The following is a 23,936-nucleotide window of genomic DNA, read 5'->3' as shown; positions in this document are numbered from 1 at the left end:
GTTCCCAGATTAAAACTGGGAACGAGAAAAAATACTTATTACATAGCGAGGATATATATGCAGTATTTACCAATCATCTTCGTTCGTGGATATGCAGGTACACAAAAAGATGTTGAGCAAGTAGTTGACGATCCATTTTATGGATTCAATAATGGTTCAACCCATATTCGAGTAGATGAGAACGAAAATCCCCAGAAGTTTTTTTTCGAGAGTCCATTACTGCGGCTAATGACCGATCATGGTTATCAACCGATTGTTGACAATCAAAATGTGAGCAATCAGATTAAAAGATTGTCTGGACAACTTAATAAAACTATTTGGGTCTACCGATTTTATGATGTAACTACACCTAGTTTTAACTCTTCAAGTGTAGTCAGACAGGAGATGGAGCAGATAGCTGAGGGTTTAAGAAAACTGATTGATGATGTTAAGAAAAGGACGGGTGCTGACAAAATTTATCTTGTTGCTCACTCAATGGGAGGTCTTGTTTGTCGTAGCTTGATTCAAAAGATTTATCCAGATCAAGGTGAGCAATCTATCGATCACATTGATAAATTCTTTACCTACGCTACACCTCATGGGGGCATTTTTTTTGAGATTGGAAGTGGCTTAATCGAAAACCTTAGAGACAAGTTTAAATTAAATAATTCTGATGACTTTGGGCCCCAGCGAATGTACCAGTATTTAACACCTAAAGCCAACAAGTTAACGGATGAGTTACCCAATGACTTTGAGCTAGAAAAACTACAAAGCCTAGAAGATGCATTCCCGCCAAACCGCGTTTTTTCTCTAATTGGTACTAATGCACATGATTATGAAGAACTTTTTGGTATTTCACGAAAGGCTGTAGGGGTGAAAAGTGATGGTCTAGTTCAGATTGATAAAGCCCATATCACAGGATCTCATCGTGCTTATGTTCACCGTTCTCATGGTGGGCGTTATGGCATACTCAACTCAGAAGAAGGTTATCAAAATCTACAACGATTTTTATTTGGTGATATTCAGGTGAAACTATCTCTGAGTAATATTGAGTTAAAAGACGAGGAAAATAATTTTTATCAACTGGAAACTAGGATTGCTTTGCGTGGTCTTCCTATTCCTATATATGAGCAAGCGATCGCTCATTATTGCCCAATCACACAAGAGTTACTCAGAATAGATAAACCTATTCCCCTATTTACAGCTTTCTTAATCCCCAGAAACTCAGCCAGTGATGATAATACCTGTAGATATGCTCTGCGTTTAGCACTGCATTCTTTTACAAAACAAGAGACAAATTGGTTGCGTGACAGTCATCTCGACCAAGTACCACTGTGGTCTGACTATTTAATCACTGATGTTGCCGCATCAGATAACACTTACAAAGCTACCTATAGTTGGAATTCCGATCAAAAAGAGCCAGAAACAGACTTAACTCCCAATTCAGAATCCAGTTCAGATGTATATGTTGCTTATGTTTCTTTACCTGAACGTGGGCAAAAAGTCTTAGGAACAAATGCGGCAGTTCGCTTAGAGATTTCCCAATGGAAATAAATGTCATTCTTCAAAAGAAGCCTAGTGAGCAAAAATCTACCTGGATAAGAATTTTAGACTTTCCTATAGCCAGGGTGATTAAAGAACGTTAAGTTACTAATGATTCATTTTTTTTGAAGCAGTTAACAAAGGAAAAATTATGCAAGGTAATCGCAAACAAACGGCTCTAATTACGGGTGCATCTGGCGGCATCGGTTATGAATTCGCAAAGTTATTTGCTCAGGATAGTTATAATCTTGTGTTGGTAGCTAGAAGCGTGGACAAGCTGAATAAAATCGCTGATGAATTTAAAAACAAATTTGGCATTGATGTCAAAGTTATTTCCAAGGATTTATCTAATCCATCAGCCTCAGAAGAAATTTTCACTGAGCTAGAACAAGCATCAATTAGAGTTGATGTGCTGATAAATAATGCTGGCTTTGCTACCTACGGATTATTTCACGAAATTGACCTGAATTCTGAACTGCAATTGCTACAGGTGAATGTCTTATGTCTGACACATTTAACCAAGTTATTCCTCAAGGGTATGGTTCAGCGGGGGTCTGGAAAAATATTAAACGTGGCTTCGACTGCTGCTTTTCAGCCAGGGCCGCTGATGGCAGTATACTATGCTAGTAAAGCCTATGTCTTATCGTTCTCAGAAGCGATCGCTAATGAATTAGAAGGTACAGGCGTTTCTGTAACAGCACTTTGTCCAGGGCCTACCGAATCCGGTTTTCAACAGAGAGCCGCAATGGAAGACTCAAAGTTGGTAAGCGGTCAAAAAATTATGACTGCGGAAGCGGTAGCCGAAATCGGCTATCGTGGTCTATTTGAAAACAAAACTGTTGTTGTTCCTGGAATTAAAAATAAGCTACTCGCTGAATCTGTAAGATTCACTCCCAGAAAGCTAGTAACTAAACTAGTTAGAAACATGCAGGAAAGCAAATAGGGTAACTCCCATACTGCGTAGGTTTTGGAATTTCTTTGTTGAGGCAAGCTGTTCTTGAGCAGGGGGAGAAATGGAGGCTGGCGTTGAGTTTTGCTTCCCCTGCTTATCCGAGCAGTATTGAGAAGCAACTGGCGCAACAGAGAAAAACAGAGATTTTACGAGTCACCTTAAAAGGGTTAGTCCTGAAAGTATTGAGGGATTTGAACAACCTGACTTTTCCCGTTAAGTCTCGAAAAGCTAGCTGGAAAAGGATTTAAGAAACAGCACAGCAAATACGGTACAGTAATTGAAATCGGGTGCTAAAGCGATCGCAAAGATCATCGAGTTGAGTTGTTAAGCTAGCCAGCAAAAAACAATTCAATATCACGTCTAGACTGCTGTATGTGATTGCGGTTTAACGTTCCGCTTCACCCGACGCTAATAACCTCTCGAACTTGCCAACAGCCTTGATCCGGTCGGGTGCAAGCGGGTTGTTGGGCAGCAGTTGGAGTGTTACGGTTGTCACTTGCTTTGGAAGCAATTGGGTTGGCTGCTCACCGACAATCACAGAACGTATTTAGCCAAATGCGCCTTAAGACGCTCGATGTCATGCTCAATGCCACCTTGCTTCAGTACGTCATGACAAGAGAAAGAAGGAAGGATTTCTACGCCACAGAACTTGTAATTTGCGGTGTTGAACATGAAAAAATCGTCCACCGATTTGCCCGCAAACAGGAACTGCCTCTCGTCGTTGAAGGCTTCAGCAGGGGCGTTCCAAGTCAGAGAGAGCATATATTTTTTGCCTTGCATTAGGCCGCCTGTCCCGTACTGTTTTGTGGGGTCGCTGCGTGTCCGACCGTCATTTATTAGCATCTTTTGCTGAAGAAGTCCAGCATTGAAAACTTCGTCTACGTACTTTTTATAAATCCAAGGATTTCCGAACCAGTAGACCGGTGACTGAGTGATGATGACATCAGCCCAAAGATGCTTTTCAACTTCTTCGTCAATGTCGTAGCCGTTTTTAATCTCTGTTAATCGGACTTCATGTCCGTTCTGTTCTAACTCTTCTCTAATGACTTTAGCCAGGAAGTCATTGAGTTTTCCTTCGGACATTCCGGCAACAGGCTGAGAAGCGTTGATGATGAGTGTTTTCATGGTGGATGCTAAAGGAAAGTTTAGTCTAAAGCAAGTTGAACTGCATCGTTTCTCCTGTTAAGTCGCTCGTCTCATCTTGCACGATTCTCCCGCACACAGCCAAGCTGCGCGCTGCTGCACAACGATTAAGCTCACCCGCCGCCGAAAGGGAGCGAGAAACGAGCGGACTGTAGGCGGTCGGGTGCAGCGCTTTGTTCTGTCGCGGGTGGTCAAGTTGAACTGCAAGGGCGTAAGCGATTGAATCAAGGGCCCTTGCATCACCATTTTGCTGCACAACGACTGGTCACAGCTCAATGATCTGCCTATGCATTTCATTCAGTCGGCCACCATGCACTTTGATTTTGGCGAAAGCTGCTTCGAGTTCACGAATATCCGCAGGTGTCAGATCAACATTGATGGCTCCCATATTCTCTTCCAAGTGATTGAGGTTGCGTGTGCCTGGAATAGAAACAATAAAGGGTTTCTGCGCGAGGAGCCAAGCCAAGGCAATTTGCGCCGGTGTCGCGTATTTTTTATCCGCAAAGGTTCGGAGTACGTCCACAATCGGAGCATTGTCCGCCAAGTTTTCTGGCGAGAAGCGCTCCATTGCGAATCGAAGGTCGGCTTTCGGGTCGAACTTTTTGAGAGCGTCGATTTGCCCGGTCAAATAGCCCATGCCAACCGGCCCCCACAGAACGAAGCCAATTCCCAACTCCTCACAGGCTTTCAGCACGCCGTTTTTTTCGGGACTTCTTTCCATGAACGAGTACTCGCTTTGGATGGCTGCGACCGGCTGAACCGCGTGTGCCCGACGGATTGTTTGTGCGCTCGCCTCAGAGAGACCGAAATGCAGAACTTTTCCCGCTTGAATGAGTTCTTTAATCACACCAGCCACATCTTCGATGGGCACTTTGGGATCGACTCGGTGCTGGTAATAAAGATCAATGCGGTCGGTTTGGAGCCGCTTGAGCGAGGCTTCAACCACTTTTTTGATGTGCTCCGGTCGACTATTCAGACCACCTGAACCATTTGCAACGTCAAAACCGAATTTGGTTGCGATCGCTACCTTGTCGCGGAAAGGCGCGATCGCTTCTCCAACCAGTTCTTCGTTCGTAAAGGGGCCATAAACTTCGGCTGTATCGAAGAACCTGACGCCTTTTTCATAGGCTGTGCGAATGACTTTAATGCCCTGATTTCGGTCTGCGGCGGGGCCGTAGTTGGCACTAATGCTCATACAGCCGAAGCCTAATTCCGAGACTTCCAACTGTCCGAGTTTTCGTACTTTCATTTTATTTTCTCCTCCAACGCGCGGCTGTTGCGCTGATACGGCTCGCGTCAATGGCGCGAATCCTGCCCCGAAAAGGGCAGTAGTAGCCAAAAGGTCACGACGACCGAGTACTCGGCGATCCCTAAGATTCGATCCGGTTTCCCGTTTGTTCTTGTTCATAAATATCTCCTTGCATTCCCTTGCGGTTGAATTGCTCGGTGCGTTGAACCGTCGAGACTAACTTCTGCTTACAACAAATATTCTATGATTCATGAAACGGATGGCGATATGAAGATTCTGGAAAACGATAGGTAAATTCTCCAAACTTTTAGAAATTAATTGTGTAGCGTCGCGTCCAACAGATAAGATGAACTCTATGAACCAGAAAGAGTTACAAACACAACAGGAGCAGCACCAGCGAGCGGAACTGGCAGAGCGGATGGCGCGAGCCATTCCCGCAGATGGGGTAATCCAACCTCTTCAGGGTCTTCGTCTGGCCCGTTCCTCCAAAATGAGACAGAAGGTGTACGGAGTGTCAAACCCCACCTTCTGCGTGATTGCTCAGGGTCGCAAAGAGGTTTATCTTGGCGGGAATCCTTATCAGTACGACCCTCACAACTACCTTCTCGCCACAGCGGAACTTCCCATCGTGAGCTGGGTTCTCGAAGCGTCCGAGGAGCAGCCGTATCTGGGGCTGCAACTGTGTCTCGATGCCGCTGTGGTCGGCGCTGTCATGGTGGAAATCGGCCAACTCCCGCCGCAAAATCAGAAGGCTGTGAAGGCCATCGAAGTTAGCTCACTCGATTCCACCCTGCTGGACGCAACTGTGAGACTGGTCAGGCTGCTTGATTCTCAGGGCGAAGCACGAGTTCTCTTACCCCTCATCACGCGGGAGATCGTCTATCGGCTCCTCGTCGGAGAACAAGGCCATCGGCTCCGCCAGATGACGATATTGGGCGGACACACCCATCGGATTGCTCAGGCCGTTGAGAAGATTTGCCGGGAGTTCAATCAGCCGCTTTATGTTGAGGAGATAGCACGCGGGATCGGCATGAGTGTTTCCGGCTTTCACCACCACTTCAAGGAAGTCACTGCCATGAGTCCCTTACAGTTTCAGAAGCAGTTGCGGCTCCAAGAAGCGCAGCGCCTGATGATTGGGGAAGCGTTGGACGCGGCGACGGCGGGTTATCGTGTCGGATATGATGACGCTTCGCAGTTCAATCGCGAGTACAAACGCCTCTTTGGTGTCACGCCGATGCGTGATGTGGAACGTCTTTGCGAAGCGGTTGAGGTCAGCACAGATGTTCAGGGCAAACGCATCTAAATATTGACGAGCCTTTTTGCAGAGTGTAATTGAGCAAAATCCTAATCAAATAAGGCTTTGAGAAAATTAAATATTCACTTATATGGTAATGATCATTATTGTGTAGGGGGGTAATGGCAGCTGTCGGCTGCCTGTTAAAGAACCTAACTTTTCCCTTGATCTCCTTAAAGGAGCGATGTCTACGACGGGCTGCGCCTACGCTTACTATAGCTCTACCCAAAGGTTCTATTTTTTCGTAGTTCATTGTCATTAAAACTAATTTGTTGATAATAAAATAGAGTGTGAAACTCTTGCTATTTCGTTGTTTGACGATTTAACGGGAAAAGTCAGTTTGAACAACCTGCTCAATACTTTAGAGTGAATTAGTAGCCTATTTTGCTTAAAGTTGATATTGCCATGCCTCAAGAGTCACTCAACTTTCCGAAAGCAGACATACTGGTGATTGATGACACGCCAGAAAATCTGAACCTCCTATCTGCCATGCTGACAGAACAGGGATATAAAGTTAGGAGTGTAACTAAAGGTTCTACGGGGTTACGGGGAGCAAATGCAGTTCCTCCCGATTTGATTTTGCTGGATGTGAATATGCCTGAGATGAATGGCTATGAAGTCTGCGAACACTTGAAGGCAAACGATCGCACCCGTGAAATTCCGGTAATTTTTATCAGCGCGTTGGGTGATGTGCTAGATAAGGTAAAAGCCTTTGCAGTTGGCGGGGTTGACTATATCACTAAGCCTTTTCAACTAGAAGAAGTCTTAGCACGAATTGAAACTCACTTGACGATTTGGAAGCTACAAAAACAACTCCAAGCCCAAAATGAGCGGTTGCAGCAGGAAATTCAAGATCGCGCCAAAGCAGAAGAGAAATTTGCTAAAGTTTTTCGCTCTAGTCCCAATCCAATCGCGATCGCTACTGTTGCAGAAGCTCGTTTTATTGATGTCAATCCCAGTTTCTTGAAGATGAGCGGCTACTGTCTAGAAGAAGTGATTGGTGATACTGCTGCTGAACTTGATTTAGGTAAAAACACAGTTGCAATTGCCCAAACAATTCAACTTTTGCCGGAAACTGGATCGCTGTACAATCTAGAATTTGAATTTTCTACTAAGTCTGGAGAACTCAAAACCATACTGATATCTCTGGAATTGATTGACTTAGCTGGTGTGCCGTGTGCTTTATTAATTGCCAATGATATCACCGAACGCAAACGCTTAGAAAACGAATTTATTTCTTTAGTCAGTCATGAATTGCGTACACCTTTAACTTCCACAATGGGAGCATTAGATTTATTGGGTTCAGGACAACTAGGAACTTTGACGGAACAGGGACAAAAAGTCCTGAGTATTGCTACCACTAATACTGAACGCCTAATTCGTTTAGTGAACGATATTCTCGATTTAGAGCGGATGAAATCAGGCAAAATCTTCACGCGGAAGACAAAGTACAATGCCGCAGACTTGCTAATTATGGCAACGGAAGCAATGCAAGCAATGGCAGATAAATTACAAGTCAGACTGATTGTAAATCCTGTAGCCGTCGAACTTTGGGCAGACCCCGATCGCCTCTTGCAAACTCTCACCAATTTACTGAGCAACGCGATTAAGTTTTCTAAACCAGGTGATACTGTGTGGATAAGTGCCACTCTCTCAGAATCCAAAGGCGTTGAGTCTGAAGAAAATCAGCCTTCATCACCCAACTTTCTGTTAATTACTATCCAAGATGAAGGGCGAGGAATTCCTGAAGATAAATTGCAAATAATCTTCGAGCGCTTTCAGCAGGTAGATGCATCGGACTCCCGCAACAAAGGAGGAACAGGTTTAGGACTTGCTATTTGCCGAGATATTGTACAGCAACATGATGGTAAAATCTGGGTTCAAAGTATTTTAGGCAAAGGTAGTACCTTTTATGTGCTGTTACCTTTACCAGTTTCTCAATAGCAGCTTTGAATTTACACAATCTCAATTATCACAGGATTTCCACAGCAAGGTTTCTGAATTTTAAATTTTGAATTGCTTAATTCTCCTCTACTTCTGCCCGATTGCATTCTAGAATAGCTGAAGACTAATCAAGCTAATCAGCATCACATATCATGCAAGAGTGAAAATATGAGCAGAAATATCTTGATTGTTGATGATGAAGAAGATGTGCAGGCGATCGCAAAATTGGGATTAGAAATGGGTGCTGGTTGGAATGTGTTGACTGCTTGTTCTGGTCGGGAAGCGTTGAATATAGCTGCCAACTCTAAACTTGATGTCATTTTACTAGATATGATGATGCCTGATATGGATGGGCGGGCCACCTTGCAACAACTGAAGGCTAACCCCGTCACTAAGTCAATTCCAGTAATTTTACTAACTGCCAAAGTCCAAGAGTCCGATCAAGAAAGCTTTCATGGTTTAGATGTAGCTGCTGTCTTTGCTAAACCTTTCCGTCCCTTGAAGCTAGCAGCGCAAATCAGTGAAGCATTGGGCTGGGGCTGATTCAAAATAGGGGGATTGGGGACTGGGGACTGGGAGCAACGCGATTTTGTGAGCAGGGGGAGCATGGGAGGCAGGGGGAGACAAATAAATAAGTGTATTTCAGGCTATCGCAGTAGTAAAAATTACAAAAATTTTCTACTCACTCCCCCTGCCTAAGAAAGCTCTTTTCACGATGATCTCACTTTTTCGCGTTGCCCCAATCCCCAATCCCCAGTCCCCAATCCCCAATCCCCAATCCTTAACTACGATTCATCCCAAACCACGGGAAAGGAATAATCTGAAAAAGCGGAAAAATCATGATTGTCACTGCGGGTTTCATCATCCAGAACTTTAACAACTTTGTTATAGATGTCTTGTGCTTGTTGCGGAGAATCACCGATGCTGGTTAATCCCAACTTGCCAAACTGCGAAAGGCAACCCATAAGATGAAACACTGTGCCCGTTTCTGTACCACTGTCAAACTGTAGTCTTTGGTGAGCAATGATATCCATCAAATCATTGGGTAATAATCCCTGATAGCGTTCTTTTTGCAGGTTGTCAGTGGCGATGTAGTATTTGGGACGACCTTGCTGACTATAAAATAAACCTGTGGAAAGATCATAGCGGCCGTTTGTTAATAATTTCAGGGTCATGAATGGATGAGTTGTACCGCCTTTACGTAAATTAATTTCGATCGCCTGAATATCCCAATCTCCATTACCCTTGTCAACAGCGATAAAATCTACGCCAAATCGCTCTAATGTGCCTTTCTCTGCTAACTTTCTGCCAACTTGTAGTCCCAATTGCTGTAATTGCAATCGATATCTTTCATCAGCAGGAAAGCGACAACCAAGATAAATCTGACCGTCTGGCCCTCCGAGAATTTGGTCGTGGGTTGAAAGGATTTCTACTTCACCTGTGGGTGTAATCCGTCCTTGGACACTGGGCGATCGCTTTATTTTTCCTTCTACAAATGCTTCAGAAATTGCCCCTAATTCCGGGATTCTGCGCGAAAAATTATCCCAAGTCTCTTGTTTTGCTTGAAAGCGCATTGTTGAGAAGCGATCGCTAATTGCTGCTATCCTTTCAGCATGAGTAGCTTTTCCTGGTGCTAAATTCTCAATCGGCCTAAGATCCAGCAAGGCATTCCCCTCTCCAGAAATACCTTCGTTGAGTTTTACTACTACCCGTTGTAATGTCGGTTGTCGTTCCCACAAATCAACGGTAGCTTTTGTCAAACTCGTGTGGTTCCAAACTTTTTCGCTGCCATCTGGATGTGGTACTTCACTTTCGGCGAAGATTTGCCGACTACCACTTTTTGTCCCCCAAATCTGTAAATCTGGTGCAGCAGCATACAGTGGTACACCTAATTTTAAAGACAATTCGCCTTCCCAATGCGAAGAATTATAGCAGATCATGAATGATTTGTCTAGTCTTAAAGATTGATGAATTCGCTCTAGCAAACGGGGGCGTTCTAAAATCTTTTGACTTAGAGGCTTAAGGGAAGAATCGTAAGTAGAAAGTAACAGCAAGCGATTGCGAGCATGAGAAAAGGGAATTCCTGGCAACAGTTGCAGATAATAATCAATGATACTCGGATGCAACGGTACTGATGTTACATAAATCAACCGAGTTCGGGGATTCCGCAATCGAATTAAGGAAAATAGTAATCTTTCTTCATAATGCTCGCAGCCTTCGATCTTTCGGAGTTCGTGCTGGTCGAGACTCAGAGAGGGAATAATTAAAATATCTGCTTCACTATTATCAAATAGCTCGCTAGTTTTCCAGCGATCGCGCAGGGTTAATTGTAAGTGGCGAAACTTTTCAACCTGTTCTAACTCGGAAATATTTAGTGTTGCCATAAATCATCCCTGCCCTCTAATGATCCCAATGTAGCGTACCACGCAAGCTTTTGGAAGATGTAGAGTTGCCGTGTCAAGATTCAGTTAGTTTTGCAATAATTTTCAGGAATTCTGTAAGGATAAATCAAACTCGATCAACCCGCAGATTCGCCACTTATTTAATTTATTTTCAGTCTTAAGGTTGAGCTAATTGCAATTTACTTTACCTCTAGGGAGCGATAAATTACAGTAATATAATGGTTAACTTGAGAGCAGATGAAAAAAATAAGTTTTTCGTCAAATCAGAGTTACGTACTTATTTTTCATTGTCATGTCAGCTACATACAGTTGCTAGAAACAAGTAAGTTTGGCAAACATCTAGGATATAAATGCCTAAAGTTGTAAATGGCTAGTGAGAGTCAAAGCAAAAATTAAACCTTGGGTTGAATTTTCGATCCAAGGTTTAGTTTTAAAATGGCGAATGGGAGAGAATGACCCATTAAGAGTGCCAAATTCAATATTCAATTACCAAGACAAAAACTATGGCTAAATCAAAAGAGCAAAAAGAGAAAAAATTGCAACCGCCACAGCAACAAGAAGCACCGGGTGTTGAATCAGAAATGACACCAAAACCTAAAGCCGATGATCCTCAGTATCGGGGTAGTGGTAAGTTAAAAGATAAAGTGGCATTGATTACAGGTGGAGATAGTGGTATTGGTCGTGCTGTTGCGATCGCATTTGCTAAAGAAGGTGCAGATGTGGCGATCTTTTATCTCAACGAACACGACGATGCCAAAGAAACAAAACATTTGGTAGAACAGCAAGGGCGTCGCGCAGTCACTATTGCAGGTGATATTGGCAATGAAACTTTTTGTCAGCAAGCCATACAGCAAACAGTTGGTGAGTTTGGCAAACTTGATATTCTCGTCAACAACGCCGCCGAACAACATCCAAAAGAAAGTATCGAAGAAATCACTGAAGAACAACTAGAGCGAACTTTCCGCACTAATATATTCTCAATGTTTTTCATGACTAAAGCTGCACTCAAGCATTTACAAGCGGGCAGTTCTATTATCAATACCACATCGGTAACAGCTTACAAAGGTAGCTCACATCTCTTAGATTACTCCTCTACAAAAGGTGCGATTGTTGCCTTTACTCGTTCCTTATCACAAAATTTAGTGTCAAAAGGAATTCGCGTTAATGCTGTCGCACCAGGGCCAATTTGGACACCTTTAATTCCCTCAACTTTTCCTGAAGAGAAAGTTGAGAATTTTGGAAAGCAAGTACCAATGCAACGAGCCGGACAACCAGAAGAAGTTGCTCCTAGCTACGTATTTTTAGCCTCTGATGATGCTTCTTATGTCTCTGGACAAGTGCTACATGTTAATGGTGGAGAAGTTATCAATGGGTAGGTAGAATAGCTAAAAATTATTCAATTTTTGATTTTTGATTTTTGATTTTTCTTTTAATCCAAAATTTGAAATCAAAAAATTAAACTTGGTAGAATTTGGAGTCATAAGTTTTTACTTATTCGCTCTTAATTCTACCCTCCTTTTCTTCCATTAGAGGGATGAGTCAATGTTGAAATCTTGATAATCTATCTAGCAGCGTACATTTAAGAAATAATAACTAGGTATATGGCATCTCTTACACCACTGCATGGCACAGAATTAGTCGATTGTGCTAGAGCAAATGCCAAGCAAGGAATTGAAACTGCTGCTTATCAATGTGGCTATGGTCAAGACCTCAACAAATTTGCACAAGAACTCAGACAAGCTTGTGAAGAGATGAATTTGCAAGTGAAGGAACTCAGTGGATTGATTACTGAACAAGACTTGATACTAGAAATAGGTACTGGCGAAATCGTTGCTCCAGACACGGAATCAGAATTGTAAAAGTTAGTCATTGGTCATTAGTGAAGAAGGCGATCGCTACTTCTAATCATCCTTGCACAAAATAATCCCAGACAGTAGCGATCGCAGTAAGTACAGCCCACCATGAATCAATTCAAAATTCAATTAAGTGGAACGTAGTAAAACCCAACATCAGCAATAGGCGTTGGTTGGGTGGAGCGGAGCGCAACTCAACAGATATCAGTATGTTGGCTTTGGCAAAGCCTCCAACGCCACTTGCTACAACGCGGGGAACCCACGCAACGCAGTGTCTCCCCAACCTATAATTTTTGGGCAACATTTTAGCCTTGACATGCCACTACAGTACCTAATTTTGTTCAAAAATAAAATAGTAATCCTATAGCACCCTTACGTTTTTTTAAAAAATCAAACATAAATTCTGAGAGTTTAAATTATTTGTCTCAGTCAAAGTCCCCTTTCTTCAGCCAGTTTGAACCAGATTGCTGCCTCTAGTCTAGGGGAAACTTGGAATGTAGCAACATCGCACTTGTAATTTTTATTTTTGAATTGTTAATATTTGAAATAATTTGAAAACTTTTGTAACATACTGCAATAATACAAGGTTTCGGACGCTGGTAATTCCTTTCGTCTAGCGTTGCCGTAGCTCTTTCGTAGAAAAGAGAAGCTATTGCATAGCTATTTGCTGGATAGTCTGTTATACAATAGAGTTACTCAAAAAGTCAACTCTATCTTTGCTGTTTGTTGTAACCAAGAGATGAATTGATAATCAAGATAAAGCATATATAAATAATACCTTTTTTAAATCTTTAAATATGACAAATTTTCTTTATGCAATTTTCATATAATTAATAACCATCTGGATAAAAAATATGGGATCATCCTGTAGTTGGTAATTTTCACTTAAAAATCATCAAAACTTTGATGTTCCTTTAAAAAAGGACATATCAATGTGAATATTTAAACAAAATTCCACAAAGAAGATAGACATAACACCGAGTTCTAGTGTCAAATGTGTAGTTGATTAATCCAAAAACAATACTTAAGCGTAAATATGTAATACTGTTACTTTAGACTACTTAAGTATTTATCTCGATCGAGTTTTGCTTTATCTCAAATTTTATGCACCTGCACATCATTGAGATTAAAAGTTCTAGAGAATGGTGATTTATAATATTTGGTTAAATTCACCAAAACTCGAAGGTTTATCAAAATAAAACAAGGATTAGTAAGGACTAATAAGCCCTTCAGCTAATCTTGAGTCTTTATTGTTATACGCGTTTTTCTACATTTTCTTATATATCTCTGCTTTCAGAGAAGATATAGGGAAGTATGTTTTCGCGTCATGCTGTCATACTATTTTGTTTTAATGTTGATACAAATAAGCAGCAAATTAGTAAACCAAATTAACACAGGAGAATATATATGAGAAATAATTTGTATCGGCAATTGAGTGAAATAGTATCAACACAAATGTTAATAGGCAGACAATGATTTGCTTATAAACATACTTAGGCTATGCTCATTACGCATTTTTGGTTGAAAACATTAAACATAAAACTAATCCCAAATTATTGATTATGGCATTAGTTTTAGAACTATTTTGAGGCATATATTTCAATGAGTCCATTAAACAATCAGCTGCTATCAACAACTGTAAGTCCAACACCTACTAATACAACAACATCTCTTCTAGATCCATTGGCTAGCAGCAGTCTTGTCTCTCAGGCTAGCTCCAGCGTGCTATCTCAGGGAAATGTCAGCACACTTGCGCTTGCATCTCCTGTAGTTGGTAACGGCAATGGACTCCAAGGACAGTACTACGACAACATCGACTTCACCAACCTGAAGCAAACCCGCACAGATGCAACGGTAAACTTTAACTGGGGTGAAGCTTCTCCAGATCCTTCCGTGGGCGCAGATACCTTCTCAGTGCGTTGGACAGGTCAGGTGCAAGCCCAGTACAGCGAAACTTACAATTTCTACACCACCGCTGATGATGGTGTGCGGTTGTCGGTGAATGGTGTACAAATCATCAATAAGTTTGTCGATCAATCGGCCACAGAATATAGTGGGTCAATTGCACTAGTTGCAGGTCAGAAGTACGATATTAGACTCGAATACTACGACAATCAATACGAAGCTGTTTCCCAACTGGCTTGGTCAAGCGCCTCTCAGACCAAGCAAATTATTCCTCAGTCTCAACTGTATACTAATACCAACACACCTCCATCTCCTGTAATTGGTAACGGCAACGGACTTCAAGGACAGTACTACGACAACATCGACTTTACCAACCTGAAGCAAACCCGCACAGATGCAACGGTAAACTTTAACTGGGGTGAAGCTTCTCCAGATCCTTCCGTGGGCGCAGATACCTTCTCAGTGCGTTGGACAGGTCAGGTGCAAGCCCAGTACAGCGAAACTTACAATTTCTACACCACCGCTGATGATGGTGTGCGGTTGTCGGTGAATGGTGTACAAATCATCAATAAGTTTGTCGATCAATCGGCCACAGAATATAGTGGGTCAATTGCACTAGTTGCAGGTCAGAAGTACGATATTAGACTCGAATACTACGACAATCAATACGAAGCTGTTTCCCAATTGTCTTGGTCAAGCGCCTCTCAAGTCAAGCAAATTATTCCTCAGTCTCAACTGTATTCAGCAGCTATTCAGACCGCGATCACATTAGGATCGCCTTCCGCGACTGTGAATGAAGGCAGTGGTAGTGTTAGCGTAACTATACTCAGAAGTGGCGATTTAAGCGGCACATCTTCAATCAAGTATGCAACTATAGCTGGTACTGCCACAGCAGGAGTTGACTACGGAAGTGAAGGCGTGGAAAGCGCTGGGACGCTTATTTTTGCGCCGGGACAAAGTAGTGTACAGGTATCAATTCCGATCAATGACGATTCCTTACCAGAACCCGATGAAACCTTTAATTTTGTCATCGATCAGGCAGTGGGGGCAACACTAGGAGTCCAAAGAACTATCGGAATTACCATTCAAGACAACGATCGCTCTAGCATTGACTTCTCTCAGCCAGTAGTTAATGAGGGTGGTGGTTCTGCGACGGTGACAGCTACACGAGGTAATGCTACGGGGGTCGCTAGTGTAGACTACACAACCGTAGATGGGACTGCTAGAGTTGGAACTGACTATCGGGCTGTATCTGGAACCTTAAGTTTTGCAATCGGACAAACTACCAAGACCATTGTTATCCCCATTATTGATGACAACGTTGGGGAATCAAATGAAACATTTTCTTTGAGATACAGTAATGCAGTTGGAGTGCAGCTAACTAATGCACAGTCAAGTATCACTATTATTGATAATGACTCTGGTAACTTTGCTCTAGATACAGTAGCTTCTGGTTTGACTCAACCTACAGCTTTTGACTGGTCCCCTGATGGCAATACCCTGTTCGTTGCTCAGAAAGATGGGACAGTGCGAGTTGTGAAAAACGGCACTTTATTAGCAACACCATTTGTCAATATTTCTGGACAGGTAAATAATACGCGCGATCGCGGTCTCTTAGGCATTGCCGTCAATCCAGGTTTGGGTCGCAACGGCAACAACTATGTTTATCTGTTGTATACCTACGATCCACCAGAAACCAATCGAAGCAATGCTAATAACAATCCCAACAGCACATTGGACGATCCTGACCAGAATGGGAATCGTACTGCACGGCTGAGTCGTTTTACAGCTGATCCCAACACTGGTTACACTACTGCGATTGCTGGCAGCGAAGTTGTGCTACTAGGCACAAATGGCACTTGGGCGAATATCAGCCATCCAGATGGAAATAGCACAGATGTCTCACTTGGCTATGCACCATCAGGAATTATCAACAGAGTTACTGGTAGGCCCTTTACCAGCTTGCAGGATTATCTCAATAATCTTGATAAAGTCCAAAATGTCCAGAATTTTATAGCCAATGACAGTGAATCTCACTCAGTTGGTTCTATTCGCTTTGGTACTGATGGCTCTCTGTTTGTTAGCTTAGGAGATGGTACTTCCTACAATGGGATAGACCCCCGAGCAATTCGCGTCCAGGATAAGAATAATTTGTCTGGTAAGATTCTGCGGATTGACGCGATTACTGGTCAAGGCTTATCAAGTAATCCTTTCTACAATGGCGATCCCAATAGCAATATTTCCAAAGTTTATGACTTAGGTCTACGTAACCCCTTCCGTTTCACAATTGATAAAAGAACCAATACCCCATACATTGGTGATGTTGGCTTAGGTACTTACGAAGAGGTAAATGTCGGCAGACCAGGAGCTAACTTTGGCTGGCCATTCTATGAAGGTGGACTAGATGCAAATGGCAATATCGTCAGTCTGAAACAAACAGCCTACCAAAGTTTAGCTGCCGCGCAAGCCTTCTACAATAGTGGCACAGCTGTGACAGCACCACTGTACACTTACAAGCATTTTGGTTCTAATTCGATCCTTGTGGGTGATTTTTACACAGGTAGTACTTTCCCTTCAATCTATCAAGGTGCTTTATTCATTGGTGATTTCAGTCAAGGAACTATCGATGCTTTGATCTTAGATAGTCAGGGTAAAGTTGTCTCAGTTAAGCGATTTGCTTCCCAAACAGACAGACCTAATCTAGGACTGCCTACACAAATCACCACTGGGCCCGATGGTAATTTGTACTACGCAAACTTGACCGGAGGCGGGATTAATCGCTTCCGACCTGTTTAGTGATGACCTGAAGGAGGGCAGGAGGCAGGAGGTAGAAAGAAGGAAGTAAACTTTTTATACCTGATTTTGAATCCTGTGCTTCATACCTCATCTAGTTGAAAACTGCTATATCAGTGAACAGTTATGCGACTGTTCACTGATTTTGCTTAAGATAACTTTGTCAAAAATCCCAACAATTTTTTGGTATTTGATGTCAGGAGTGTTCGACGATAAGCGTCAGCTGCTTTTTTAATCGCTTCGGCTTGAGTAGGATAAGGATGAATTACACTGCTTAATTTACTCAAACCGATTTTATTTACAATTGCCGTAGTCACCTCTGAAATCATCTCACCTGCGTGACTGGCGACAATAGTTGCACCCATAATTTCATCAGAATCCTTTTTATGGTGGATTTTGAGAAATCCTGACTCTTGATCATCTGCGATCGCTCGGTCTACACTACTAAAAGGTATCTGAATTGTTGTCACCTCAATACCCAATTTTTGCGCCTCGTGTTCGTACAACCCTACGTGAGCAATTTCTGGGTCAGTATAAGTTACCCAAGGCATCACCAGACTGCTGAGTTTCGAGCGTCCCAAACCAAAGGGAGAAAACAGAGTATTTTTAATTACAATCCGCGCCGCAGCGTCAGCAGCATGGGTAAACTTCCAGTTCATGCAGATATCGCCAGCTGCATAAATTTTAGGATTGGTTGTCTGGAGATAATCATTTATTTTTACACCTTGGCGCTTGTCGTATTCCACCCCTACTGATTCTAAATTTAGATTTTCTACATTTGGCGATCGCCCCGCACCAACTAAAATTTCATCGACAGTCACCGAATCTCGATGACCATTGCTAGAAAAGTAAAGCCGTTTTCCCTCAGTGACAGTTACCACTTCTTCCAACTTGGAATTCAGTACTACCCGAATTCCTTCGCTAATCAAAACCTTTTGGAGAATTTTAGCAGCCTCAACGTCTTCCTTATTGAGAAGATGAGAACCACTATGGAAAAGCACCACCTCACAACCCAAACGCCGGAAAGCTTGCGCCAATTCGCAACCAATGGGGCCGCCACCAATCACTGCCAAATGTTCCGGTCGTTGAATCAGGGAAAAAACCGTCTCATTGGTCAGATAACCCGCCTGTTCAATTCCCGGAATCGACAGTTGTGCAGCTCTTGCACCAGTAGCAATTACAGCTTTTTTAAACTTGAGGGTTTTGTCGCCAACTTCCACGGTATTTTTACTCGCAAATCGACCGCTACCCAAAAAGACATCGACACCCAAGTTTTGAAACCGCTCCGCCGAGTCATTATGGCTGATATCAGCTCTTACCCGCCGCATCCTGGCCATAACTTTGGAAAAATCAACATCAATATTATGTTGGGGAATATTAACTCCCAAATCTTTGGCCTTAAAGATTTCGCCAACGACGCGAGCAGAGCGAATAATAGTTTTAGATGGTACGCAACCAACATTTAAGCAATCCCCACCCATGAGATGCTTTTCAATCAACGCTACTTTTAAACCCAAATCTAGACCTGCTGCACCCGCCGCCACCACTAACCCCGCCGTACCAGCACCAATTACTACCAAATCGTAAACATCGGCGGGTTGAGGATTAACCCAATTTGGTGGATGGACGTAAGACAGCAACTTTTGATTATACTCATCCACTGGGCGAATTGTGACTCTTTCTAAATCTGAATTGGTCATTGGCAAAACCTCTTTTAAAATTAAGAATCCCGATCAATTTCGGTGGCTCAGTCTTTTATTTTTTATGCTTGTTTAATAAGGAATACAGCCTTTGAATTGTTTTGTCCGTTTGGGAATTGACAGATACAATTGAAGGTTTCGTGTATAAACGTTTCAGCAATCAATATTTTACAAGAGGAGGCAGGATGCAGGGGAACTGTCCACCTCTACAATTTCTCTTCTAAAGCTTTGCGTGCAATCTGGGTTACATAAACTGTCACGGTGACTGTTGCAATCAAACCAAAAATGCGAATTGCCCATTGTAAAGCAGGATTACTAGGTTGAGCTTCAGTACCAATCATGGCAAGATTACCTGCAAGGGAACCAATATAAACATACATGATGGTTCCAGGAATCATACCCAAGGAACCGATAAAATAATCTGGAAGTGAAACTCCCGTAATCCCAAAAGCATAGTTCAGCAAATTGAAAGGAAATATGGGGGAGAGTCGCGTTAATAGGACAATTTTTAATCCTTCTTTGCTAACCGCTTGGTCAATGGCGGCAAATTTTTTGTTATCTGCGATTTTCTGAGCAACCCAACTTCTTGCTAAATAACGTCCCACAACAAAAGCAGCCGTAGCGCCAAGGGTTGCACCAATAAATACGTAGAGAGAACCCCAAACTGCACCAAAAATTACACCAGAACCCAAGGTGAGAATAGAACCAGGGAAAAAAGCAACGGTAGCAATAACATAAAGTCCAATAAAAGCTATGGCTCCCACCGCACCCAGGCTATCAATCCAGTGCAAAGCATCTTTTAAAATTGCTTGGGGATTGAAAGAATTTAGATTTGCAGATTCTTGTGCCAAAGCTGGGTCTGTGTTTAATGAAAAAGTGGTCGCCAATATCAGTAATATTAATGCACTGAAGCTAAAAAAATTCTGCAATTTTTTGACATTAATACTTTTAGATATCTGAATGATTGTTAGTTTTTTCATTAATTGTTATTTCTTCTATTGCCACATTTTGAACTAATTCTTTCTGAGCAACTTTTGTGATATACACAGTTACCGCAACGGTAGCAATCAACCCAACCACTCGCATTATCCATTACCAGACTTGAGTTTCTGGAGCAATTGCTTGATGCGAGGTGTCAATCATGGCAAGATTACCAGCTAGAGAACCAATATAAACGTACATCACAGTACCGGGAATAATGCCGAAGGAACCTAATATATAGTCTTTAAGAGAAACCTGTGTTACTCCAAAAGCATAATTTAATAAATTGAAGGGAAAGACGGGTGAGAGACGAGTTAGCAAAACAATTTTCCATCCTTCTTTAGCAACTGCTAAATCAATCGCTTTAAATTTAGGATGTTTATCCATTTGTCGAGAAACCCAATCCCGCGACAGATAGCGTCCAATAATAAAAGCCAAAGTTGCTCCAATTGTTGCAGCAATTAGCACATATACTGAACCCCAAAATACTCCAAACAGACAACCAGCTTTGAGAGTTAGGAGCGAACCTGGTATAAACAGTAATGTTGCTAAGTTGTAAATGACTATGTAGGCAATAGGCCCGAAAGCACCAAGACTGTGAACCCAAATAACTAATGTCTGTAAAAGCCCCTGAAAGTTTAAGTTTTTAGCAGCGATTATCAGAGTAACAATGAGGCAACTTAGGAGTAGTAGTTTGAGTTTGGATTTTAATATATGCGTTCTCATTTTTACAAGTTTTTTGTTCATAATCTTCAAGCTTGGTATTTAGAATATCAATACCTCAAACCCAATGCTATTAAGATATACTACTTAAATGAGAAATAGATGAGAGAATATTTAAAAATTACTTGGCTGTCATTCCAGGCAGCTAATTATCCCATTTAGGGATTGTTAAACATCAGCAAATATTGATTAAAAGCCAATTGAAAAATGTCTACTTTTCTACTTGATTTTTTTTACCATTAATCTAAATTGTCATCAATAAACTCTGGTTAAAAAAAGTTATAAAGGACTTGATATTAACTATTTTTATAAATTAAACAATGAGTTTAACTGATTTTAAAGATTATCAATAAAAATATTTTATACAAAAATTCTTTATAAAATTATTAAACTTCTAAAAGGTGCAAGATATTCAAGTAATGATGTTGACTTTACCAGTGTCAATATCGTAACAAGCACCAAGAATTTTTAGTTTACCTTCACGGAGAAATTTAGCTAAAATAGTTGAACTTTCCTGCAATTTTTCAGTCTGATACTGAATATTAGCTATAACCACATCCTGCATATTATCACCTGTGCTAAACTTTACCCTTTCTACAGATGGTTTGATGCTCTCAATAATTAAACCAATTCTGCCAGGAAGTGGTTCGTTTTTGATTGCTTCTGCTACTGCACCGCATCTTCGATGACCCAAAACCACAATCAACTGCGAACCCAATACTGCTGTAGAATATTCCAGACTACCTATCACCGTGTCACTGACGACATTACCAGCAACTCGCACGACAAACAAATCTCCAAGTCCTTGATCAAAGACGATTTCCGCAGGTACCCTAGAATCTGCACAGCCCAATATGGCAGCAAAGGGATACTGAGCTTTAGCAACTGATCGTAGACGTTCTAGTGATTGATCGGGATATTGACGTTTTTGCTGAATAAATCTTTGATTACCATCCAGCAAGCGTCTGACGGCTTCATCTGGACTGATTTGATTAGGGTTAACTGGGTGAATATCAGCAACAGCAGTTTGCTCTAAATTCCAAAAGCTATCACCAAAACTAGTAGCTGCAATACCTACCACACTGGCGAATTTTAAGAAATCACGTCGCCCTAAAAATCCATTAATTCGACTCATCAATCTACCTGACAACAACAAAGCTGTTCCCAAGAAGATATCAGACTTAAGCAAGATATAAGAGTACCTTATTACACGATTTAAGAGTTATTTAATCTTAAAATTAGAGCAACATTTAAAACCTATATCTATACAGAAAGATGGCTGGGCAAACTATTACAGCAGTTTTCATGTATTTGAACCACATCTGTCGTAAGGGCACAGCAATGCTCATTGGTGTCAACTTAACGTGAAAGCTAGCCTAGAACCAGCTTTTAGATATTGTCACGTTTGCCTCGTTCCCAGTCTCAGACTGGGAATGCTCGTCGTTGAGGCTCCGAAGTCAATTAGTATGCCCCTCTTGACAAGACTCTATTTTTCTTAACTTGACGCCAATGGTTTTTCGGCCCACCCCACAAGAGTTAATTGGATACTTTTTGATTTAGCAGTTCCTAATAATGATGTTGGTGTTTATCAATATGCACTGAGCCTTTGGGATATGAGTGGGGTGTTAGATTGTTTTGCAGTGGATGGGCGATCGCAGTGAGAAATTTTAAGCGATCGCCCACTGATAACTTGTATATTTTACTTTTTTAAATCGGACAATCTCATAATTTTTATGACTACACATTAGAGTATTTCAGAAATGGCAAACTCATCATTGATAGAAGCACTTCCTATTTGAATCTTTGGCTCACTAATCCTGACTTCCAATTGTTCTTCTGGATTGTTGACATCAACTAATTTATCTTTTACATACTCATTTTCTCGGATTTGTCGAACAATACTTTCTAACAGCCAAAGTTGTTCTTCTACAGACAAGGCAAGGATAGAGCGCTCGATTTCTAGTAAATTCGGTGAGATCATTTTGCTTTTGATTCCTAGTAAGGTGTATTTTTCAAAGATTTTATCCTAGAACATCGCAAATCCTCCATCATTTTCCCCACGCCTATCTTTTCACAAATTACAAGAGATTGCTATAAATAACCAGAAAACAATTTTATGACTTTTTAATTAAGTATTCGTGCTGAAGCAAAATGTAAGGTAAACTGGCTACATGAATTACGAAACAGCTAGGAAACTCCTCATAGATCAGACAATCACAACCGAGGAAAACCCAGATGCGCTGTTAACGCGTATGAGACAGGGCAAACCGCCGGTACCCGGTCAGATCACCTCGATTTTGTTGGCGTTGAAAGTGGTGTTTGAAGCCCTCAAAGATGCAAAGAGCCTAGACCGAGAATTGGCTTTGGCCCTTTATCAGTTAAGCATTAAGGCGCAACAGCTATTTGGCGCAGGGCGTAAAGCCGGAGTTGATTGGCCGCCACTGCTGAAGGAAGATTTACTACGAATTTCCTTAGCATCTGAAAGTATCTTTTCGGGCACATGGCAAACTTTAGCTCAGATGGAGTTGGGGAAGTTGTAGAACGCGATTCAGTAATCTTTCAACGAGAAGGCATAAGGGAGATGAAGGGGACAAGGGGAATAACCAATGCCCAATTCCCAATGCCCCATTAACGAATTTGCAGTTCCTTTTCTAATTTGTCTAGGTCAGTTTTGAGCAAAACTGTCATTTGGCCAGTAAAAGCTTTGCCAGCCTTGGGTTGAGCAATTTCTACCCAATATACATAGCGATCGCCTACTCGTAATTCTCCCTTTAAAGCTTCCCGAATCGGAGTTTTGGCTAGACGTGCCGAATTAACTACCTTTTCACTGGGGTATTGATACACGACTTGGGCGCGATCATAGTCTTGATAAATCTCTAAGCCATAAATCACCCGCAAGGATTCTTGAAGGCGCTCAAATGTCATGCCATTAATGGCATCATACATAGCAATGCGCTCACTGCGAATTGTGGCTCGGTCTTTAGAAAATTCCACCCTACCGGGAGGCAATACCGACGCTTGAAAAGTGAATCTTTGGGCGGCTGTATCAGTTTTTTGCACAAATAATTTTTCCCCACTCCTGGGACGGAGTGTAGGATGTGCTTTAATCCAAGTGCCCACTTCCTCTGTACTTTGCCCTGGTAAAGCATTAGCTTGGGAATCAAAAAGCATTCCTATGCACAGCCAAGGCACTAGAGAAAAAGGCAAAATTAAATAGTTAAGCAGAGATTTTTTGAGCATTTTGCTGTTCGGGACTTTCATATAAATTTCCCCATTCAGGAGTAATCATAGTCTTCCCGTTTTTCAGCAAGATTATTTCAATAGGTCAACCCAACTTCAGATATCAGGGATATTACTTATCAACGCTTTATTATAGAAAAAGCCAAGGAATGGAATCGTTATGAGTATTACATTTAGCCCAGAGCAAGAACCAATAATTCAAGTTTTGTTAGCAACAGGTCAATTTAAGAATGTTG

The 23,936-nt window shown here is 41.8% G+C and carries 17 protein-coding genes and 1 pseudogene; 9 read left to right on the top strand and 9 right to left on the bottom strand.

Annotation, left to right across the window (positions count from 1 at the left end):
• Positions 1–57 precede the first annotated feature (57 nt).
• Positions 58–1,533 carry an alpha/beta hydrolase gene (locus tag HWQ39_RS28490; RefSeq protein ID WP_292852908.1) on the top strand — a complete coding sequence of 492 codons (1,476 nt, stop codon included), beginning with the start codon at positions 58–60 and terminating at the stop codon, positions 1,531–1,533.
• Between the two features lie 139 nt (positions 1,534–1,672).
• A complete protein-coding gene (locus HWQ39_RS28485; RefSeq protein ID WP_292852905.1) occupies positions 1,673–2,464 on the top strand; it encodes an SDR family oxidoreductase in 792 nt (263 codons plus the stop codon).
• 543 nt (positions 2,465–3,007) lie between these two features.
• Here HWQ39_RS28485 and HWQ39_RS28480 read toward each other — a convergent pair.
• Both HWQ39_RS28480 and HWQ39_RS28475 read right to left on the bottom strand, forming a co-directional pair.
• Positions 3,008–3,598, bottom strand: a complete 591-nt coding sequence (locus HWQ39_RS28480) for an NAD(P)H-dependent oxidoreductase (RefSeq protein WP_292852902.1) — start codon at positions 3,596–3,598, stop codon at positions 3,008–3,010.
• Between the two features lie 283 nt (positions 3,599–3,881).
• A complete protein-coding gene (locus tag HWQ39_RS28475) occupies positions 3,882–5,024 on the bottom strand; it encodes an aldo/keto reductase (protein WP_292852899.1) in 1,143 nt (380 codons plus the stop codon).
• A 196-nt stretch (positions 5,025–5,220) separates the two neighbouring features.
• Here HWQ39_RS28475 and HWQ39_RS28470 point away from each other — a divergent pair, with 196 nt between their 5' ends.
• From HWQ39_RS28470 to HWQ39_RS28460, 3 genes are all read left to right on the top strand, one after another.
• Positions 5,221–6,168 (top strand): AraC family transcriptional regulator, encoded by a 948-nt coding sequence (locus HWQ39_RS28470; RefSeq protein ID WP_292852897.1) that lies wholly within the window; start codon positions 5,221–5,223, stop codon positions 6,166–6,168.
• Positions 6,169–6,564: 396 nt separating this feature from the next.
• Complete coding sequence (locus tag HWQ39_RS28465) at positions 6,565–8,103, top strand: ATP-binding protein (protein ID WP_292852894.1); 1,539 nt, start codon at positions 6,565–6,567, stop codon at positions 8,101–8,103.
• 168 nt (positions 8,104–8,271) lie between these two features.
• A complete protein-coding gene (locus HWQ39_RS28460; RefSeq protein WP_292852891.1) occupies positions 8,272–8,646 on the top strand; it encodes a response regulator in 375 nt (124 codons plus the stop codon).
• A gap of 242 nt (positions 8,647–8,888) precedes the next feature.
• On the opposite strand, the gene HWQ39_RS28455 is transcribed toward HWQ39_RS28460, so the two are convergent.
• Positions 8,889–10,487, bottom strand: a complete 1,599-nt coding sequence (locus tag HWQ39_RS28455) for a peptide ligase PGM1-related protein (protein WP_292852888.1) — start codon at positions 10,485–10,487, stop codon at positions 8,889–8,891.
• A gap of 521 nt (positions 10,488–11,008) precedes the next feature.
• On the opposite strand from HWQ39_RS28455, the gene HWQ39_RS28450 reads away from it, so the two are divergent.
• The 3 genes from HWQ39_RS28450 to HWQ39_RS28440 all read left to right on the top strand — a co-directional run bounded on the left by HWQ39_RS28450 (position 11,009) and on the right by HWQ39_RS28440 (position 17,059).
• Positions 11,009–11,881, top strand: a complete 873-nt coding sequence (locus tag HWQ39_RS28450) for an SDR family oxidoreductase (RefSeq protein ID WP_292852885.1) — start codon at positions 11,009–11,011, stop codon at positions 11,879–11,881.
• A 225-nt stretch (positions 11,882–12,106) separates the two neighbouring features.
• Positions 12,107–12,364 carry a hypothetical protein gene (locus HWQ39_RS28445; protein WP_292852883.1) on the top strand — a complete coding sequence of 86 codons (258 nt, stop codon included), beginning with the start codon at positions 12,107–12,109 and terminating at the stop codon, positions 12,362–12,364.
• 1,596 nt (positions 12,365–13,960) lie between these two features.
• Entirely contained in the window at positions 13,961–17,059 is a 3,099-nt protein-coding gene (locus tag HWQ39_RS28440; RefSeq protein ID WP_292852880.1) for a PA14 domain-containing protein, read from the top strand.
• A gap of 146 nt (positions 17,060–17,205) precedes the next feature.
• On the opposite strand, the gene HWQ39_RS28435 is transcribed toward HWQ39_RS28440, so the two are convergent.
• The 5 genes and pseudogenes from HWQ39_RS28435 to HWQ39_RS28415 all read right to left on the bottom strand — a co-directional run bounded on the left by HWQ39_RS28435 (position 17,206) and on the right by HWQ39_RS28415 (position 22,441).
• Complete coding sequence (locus HWQ39_RS28435; protein WP_292852877.1) at positions 17,206–18,756, bottom strand: mercuric reductase; 1,551 nt, start codon at positions 18,754–18,756, stop codon at positions 17,206–17,208.
• 206 nt (positions 18,757–18,962) lie between these two features.
• Positions 18,963–19,736 (bottom strand): TVP38/TMEM64 family protein, encoded by a 774-nt coding sequence (locus HWQ39_RS28430; RefSeq protein ID WP_292852874.1) that lies wholly within the window; start codon positions 19,734–19,736, stop codon positions 18,963–18,965.
• Positions 19,705–20,484: pseudogene (locus HWQ39_RS28425) on the bottom strand (TVP38/TMEM64 family protein). Before HWQ39_RS28425 ends, HWQ39_RS28430 begins: the two are co-directional and overlap by 32 nt.
• Positions 20,485–20,872: 388 nt before the next feature.
• Entirely contained in the window at positions 20,873–21,595 is a 723-nt protein-coding gene (locus tag HWQ39_RS28420; RefSeq protein WP_292852871.1) for a carbonic anhydrase, read from the bottom strand.
• A gap of 609 nt (positions 21,596–22,204) precedes the next feature.
• Positions 22,205–22,441, bottom strand: coding sequence for a hypothetical protein (locus HWQ39_RS28415; RefSeq protein ID WP_292852869.1), 237 nt, complete (start codon positions 22,439–22,441; stop codon positions 22,205–22,207).
• Between the two features lie 190 nt (positions 22,442–22,631).
• Between HWQ39_RS28415 and HWQ39_RS28410 the strand changes: the two genes are divergently transcribed.
• Positions 22,632–23,000, top strand: a complete 369-nt coding sequence (locus HWQ39_RS28410; RefSeq protein WP_292852867.1) for a Dethiobiotin synthetase — start codon at positions 22,632–22,634, stop codon at positions 22,998–23,000.
• A gap of 88 nt (positions 23,001–23,088) precedes the next feature.
• Here the strand turns inward: HWQ39_RS28410 and HWQ39_RS28405 are convergent, their stop codons facing one another.
• Positions 23,089–23,700 (bottom strand): hypothetical protein, encoded by a 612-nt coding sequence (locus tag HWQ39_RS28405; RefSeq protein WP_292852983.1) that lies wholly within the window; start codon positions 23,698–23,700, stop codon positions 23,089–23,091.
• Positions 23,701–23,936 lie beyond the last annotated feature (236 nt).

Source organism: Nostoc sp. NMS8 (assembly GCF_017115045.1).
Classification (GTDB): Bacteria; Cyanobacteriota; Cyanobacteriia; order Cyanobacteriales; family Nostocaceae; genus Nostoc.
Note: the sequence above shows the minus strand (reverse complement) of the source record. Positions and strands in the feature narration are given on the sequence as shown.

What these genes read in the sequence shown, in the direction of transcription:
- HWQ39_RS28490 (WP_292852908.1), top strand. Translation starts at nt 58, where the DNA reads ATGCAGTATTTACCAATCATCTTCGTTCGTGGATATGCAGGTACACAA.
- HWQ39_RS28485 (WP_292852905.1), top strand. Translation starts at nt 1,673, where the DNA reads ATGCAAGGTAATCGCAAACAAACGGCTCTAATTACGGGTGCATCTGGC.
- HWQ39_RS28480 (WP_292852902.1), bottom strand. Translation starts at nt 3,598, where the DNA reads ATGAAAACACTCATCATCAACGCTTCTCAGCCTGTTGCCGGAATGTCC.
- HWQ39_RS28475 (WP_292852899.1), bottom strand. Translation starts at nt 5,024, where the DNA reads ATGAACAAGAACAAACGGGAAACCGGATCGAATCTTAGGGATCGCCGA.
- HWQ39_RS28470 (WP_292852897.1), top strand. Translation starts at nt 5,221, where the DNA reads ATGAACCAGAAAGAGTTACAAACACAACAGGAGCAGCACCAGCGAGCG.
- HWQ39_RS28465 (WP_292852894.1), top strand. Translation starts at nt 6,565, where the DNA reads ATGCCTCAAGAGTCACTCAACTTTCCGAAAGCAGACATACTGGTGATT.
- HWQ39_RS28460 (WP_292852891.1), top strand. Translation starts at nt 8,272, where the DNA reads ATGAGCAGAAATATCTTGATTGTTGATGATGAAGAAGATGTGCAGGCG.
- HWQ39_RS28455 (WP_292852888.1), bottom strand. Translation starts at nt 10,487, where the DNA reads ATGGCAACACTAAATATTTCCGAGTTAGAACAGGTTGAAAAGTTTCGC.
- HWQ39_RS28450 (WP_292852885.1), top strand. Translation starts at nt 11,009, where the DNA reads ATGGCTAAATCAAAAGAGCAAAAAGAGAAAAAATTGCAACCGCCACAG.
- HWQ39_RS28445 (WP_292852883.1), top strand. Translation starts at nt 12,107, where the DNA reads ATGGCATCTCTTACACCACTGCATGGCACAGAATTAGTCGATTGTGCT.
- HWQ39_RS28440 (WP_292852880.1), top strand. Translation starts at nt 13,961, where the DNA reads ATGAGTCCATTAAACAATCAGCTGCTATCAACAACTGTAAGTCCAACA.
- HWQ39_RS28435 (WP_292852877.1), bottom strand. Translation starts at nt 18,756, where the DNA reads ATGACCAATTCAGATTTAGAAAGAGTCACAATTCGCCCAGTGGATGAG.
- HWQ39_RS28430 (WP_292852874.1), bottom strand. Translation starts at nt 19,736, where the DNA reads ATGAAAAAACTAACAATCATTCAGATATCTAAAAGTATTAATGTCAAA.
- HWQ39_RS28420 (WP_292852871.1), bottom strand. Translation starts at nt 21,595, where the DNA reads ATGAGTCGAATTAATGGATTTTTAGGGCGACGTGATTTCTTAAAATTC.
- HWQ39_RS28415 (WP_292852869.1), bottom strand. Translation starts at nt 22,441, where the DNA reads ATGATCTCACCGAATTTACTAGAAATCGAGCGCTCTATCCTTGCCTTG.
- HWQ39_RS28410 (WP_292852867.1), top strand. Translation starts at nt 22,632, where the DNA reads ATGAATTACGAAACAGCTAGGAAACTCCTCATAGATCAGACAATCACA.
- HWQ39_RS28405 (WP_292852983.1), bottom strand. Translation starts at nt 23,700, where the DNA reads ATGCTCAAAAAATCTCTGCTTAACTATTTAATTTTGCCTTTTTCTCTA.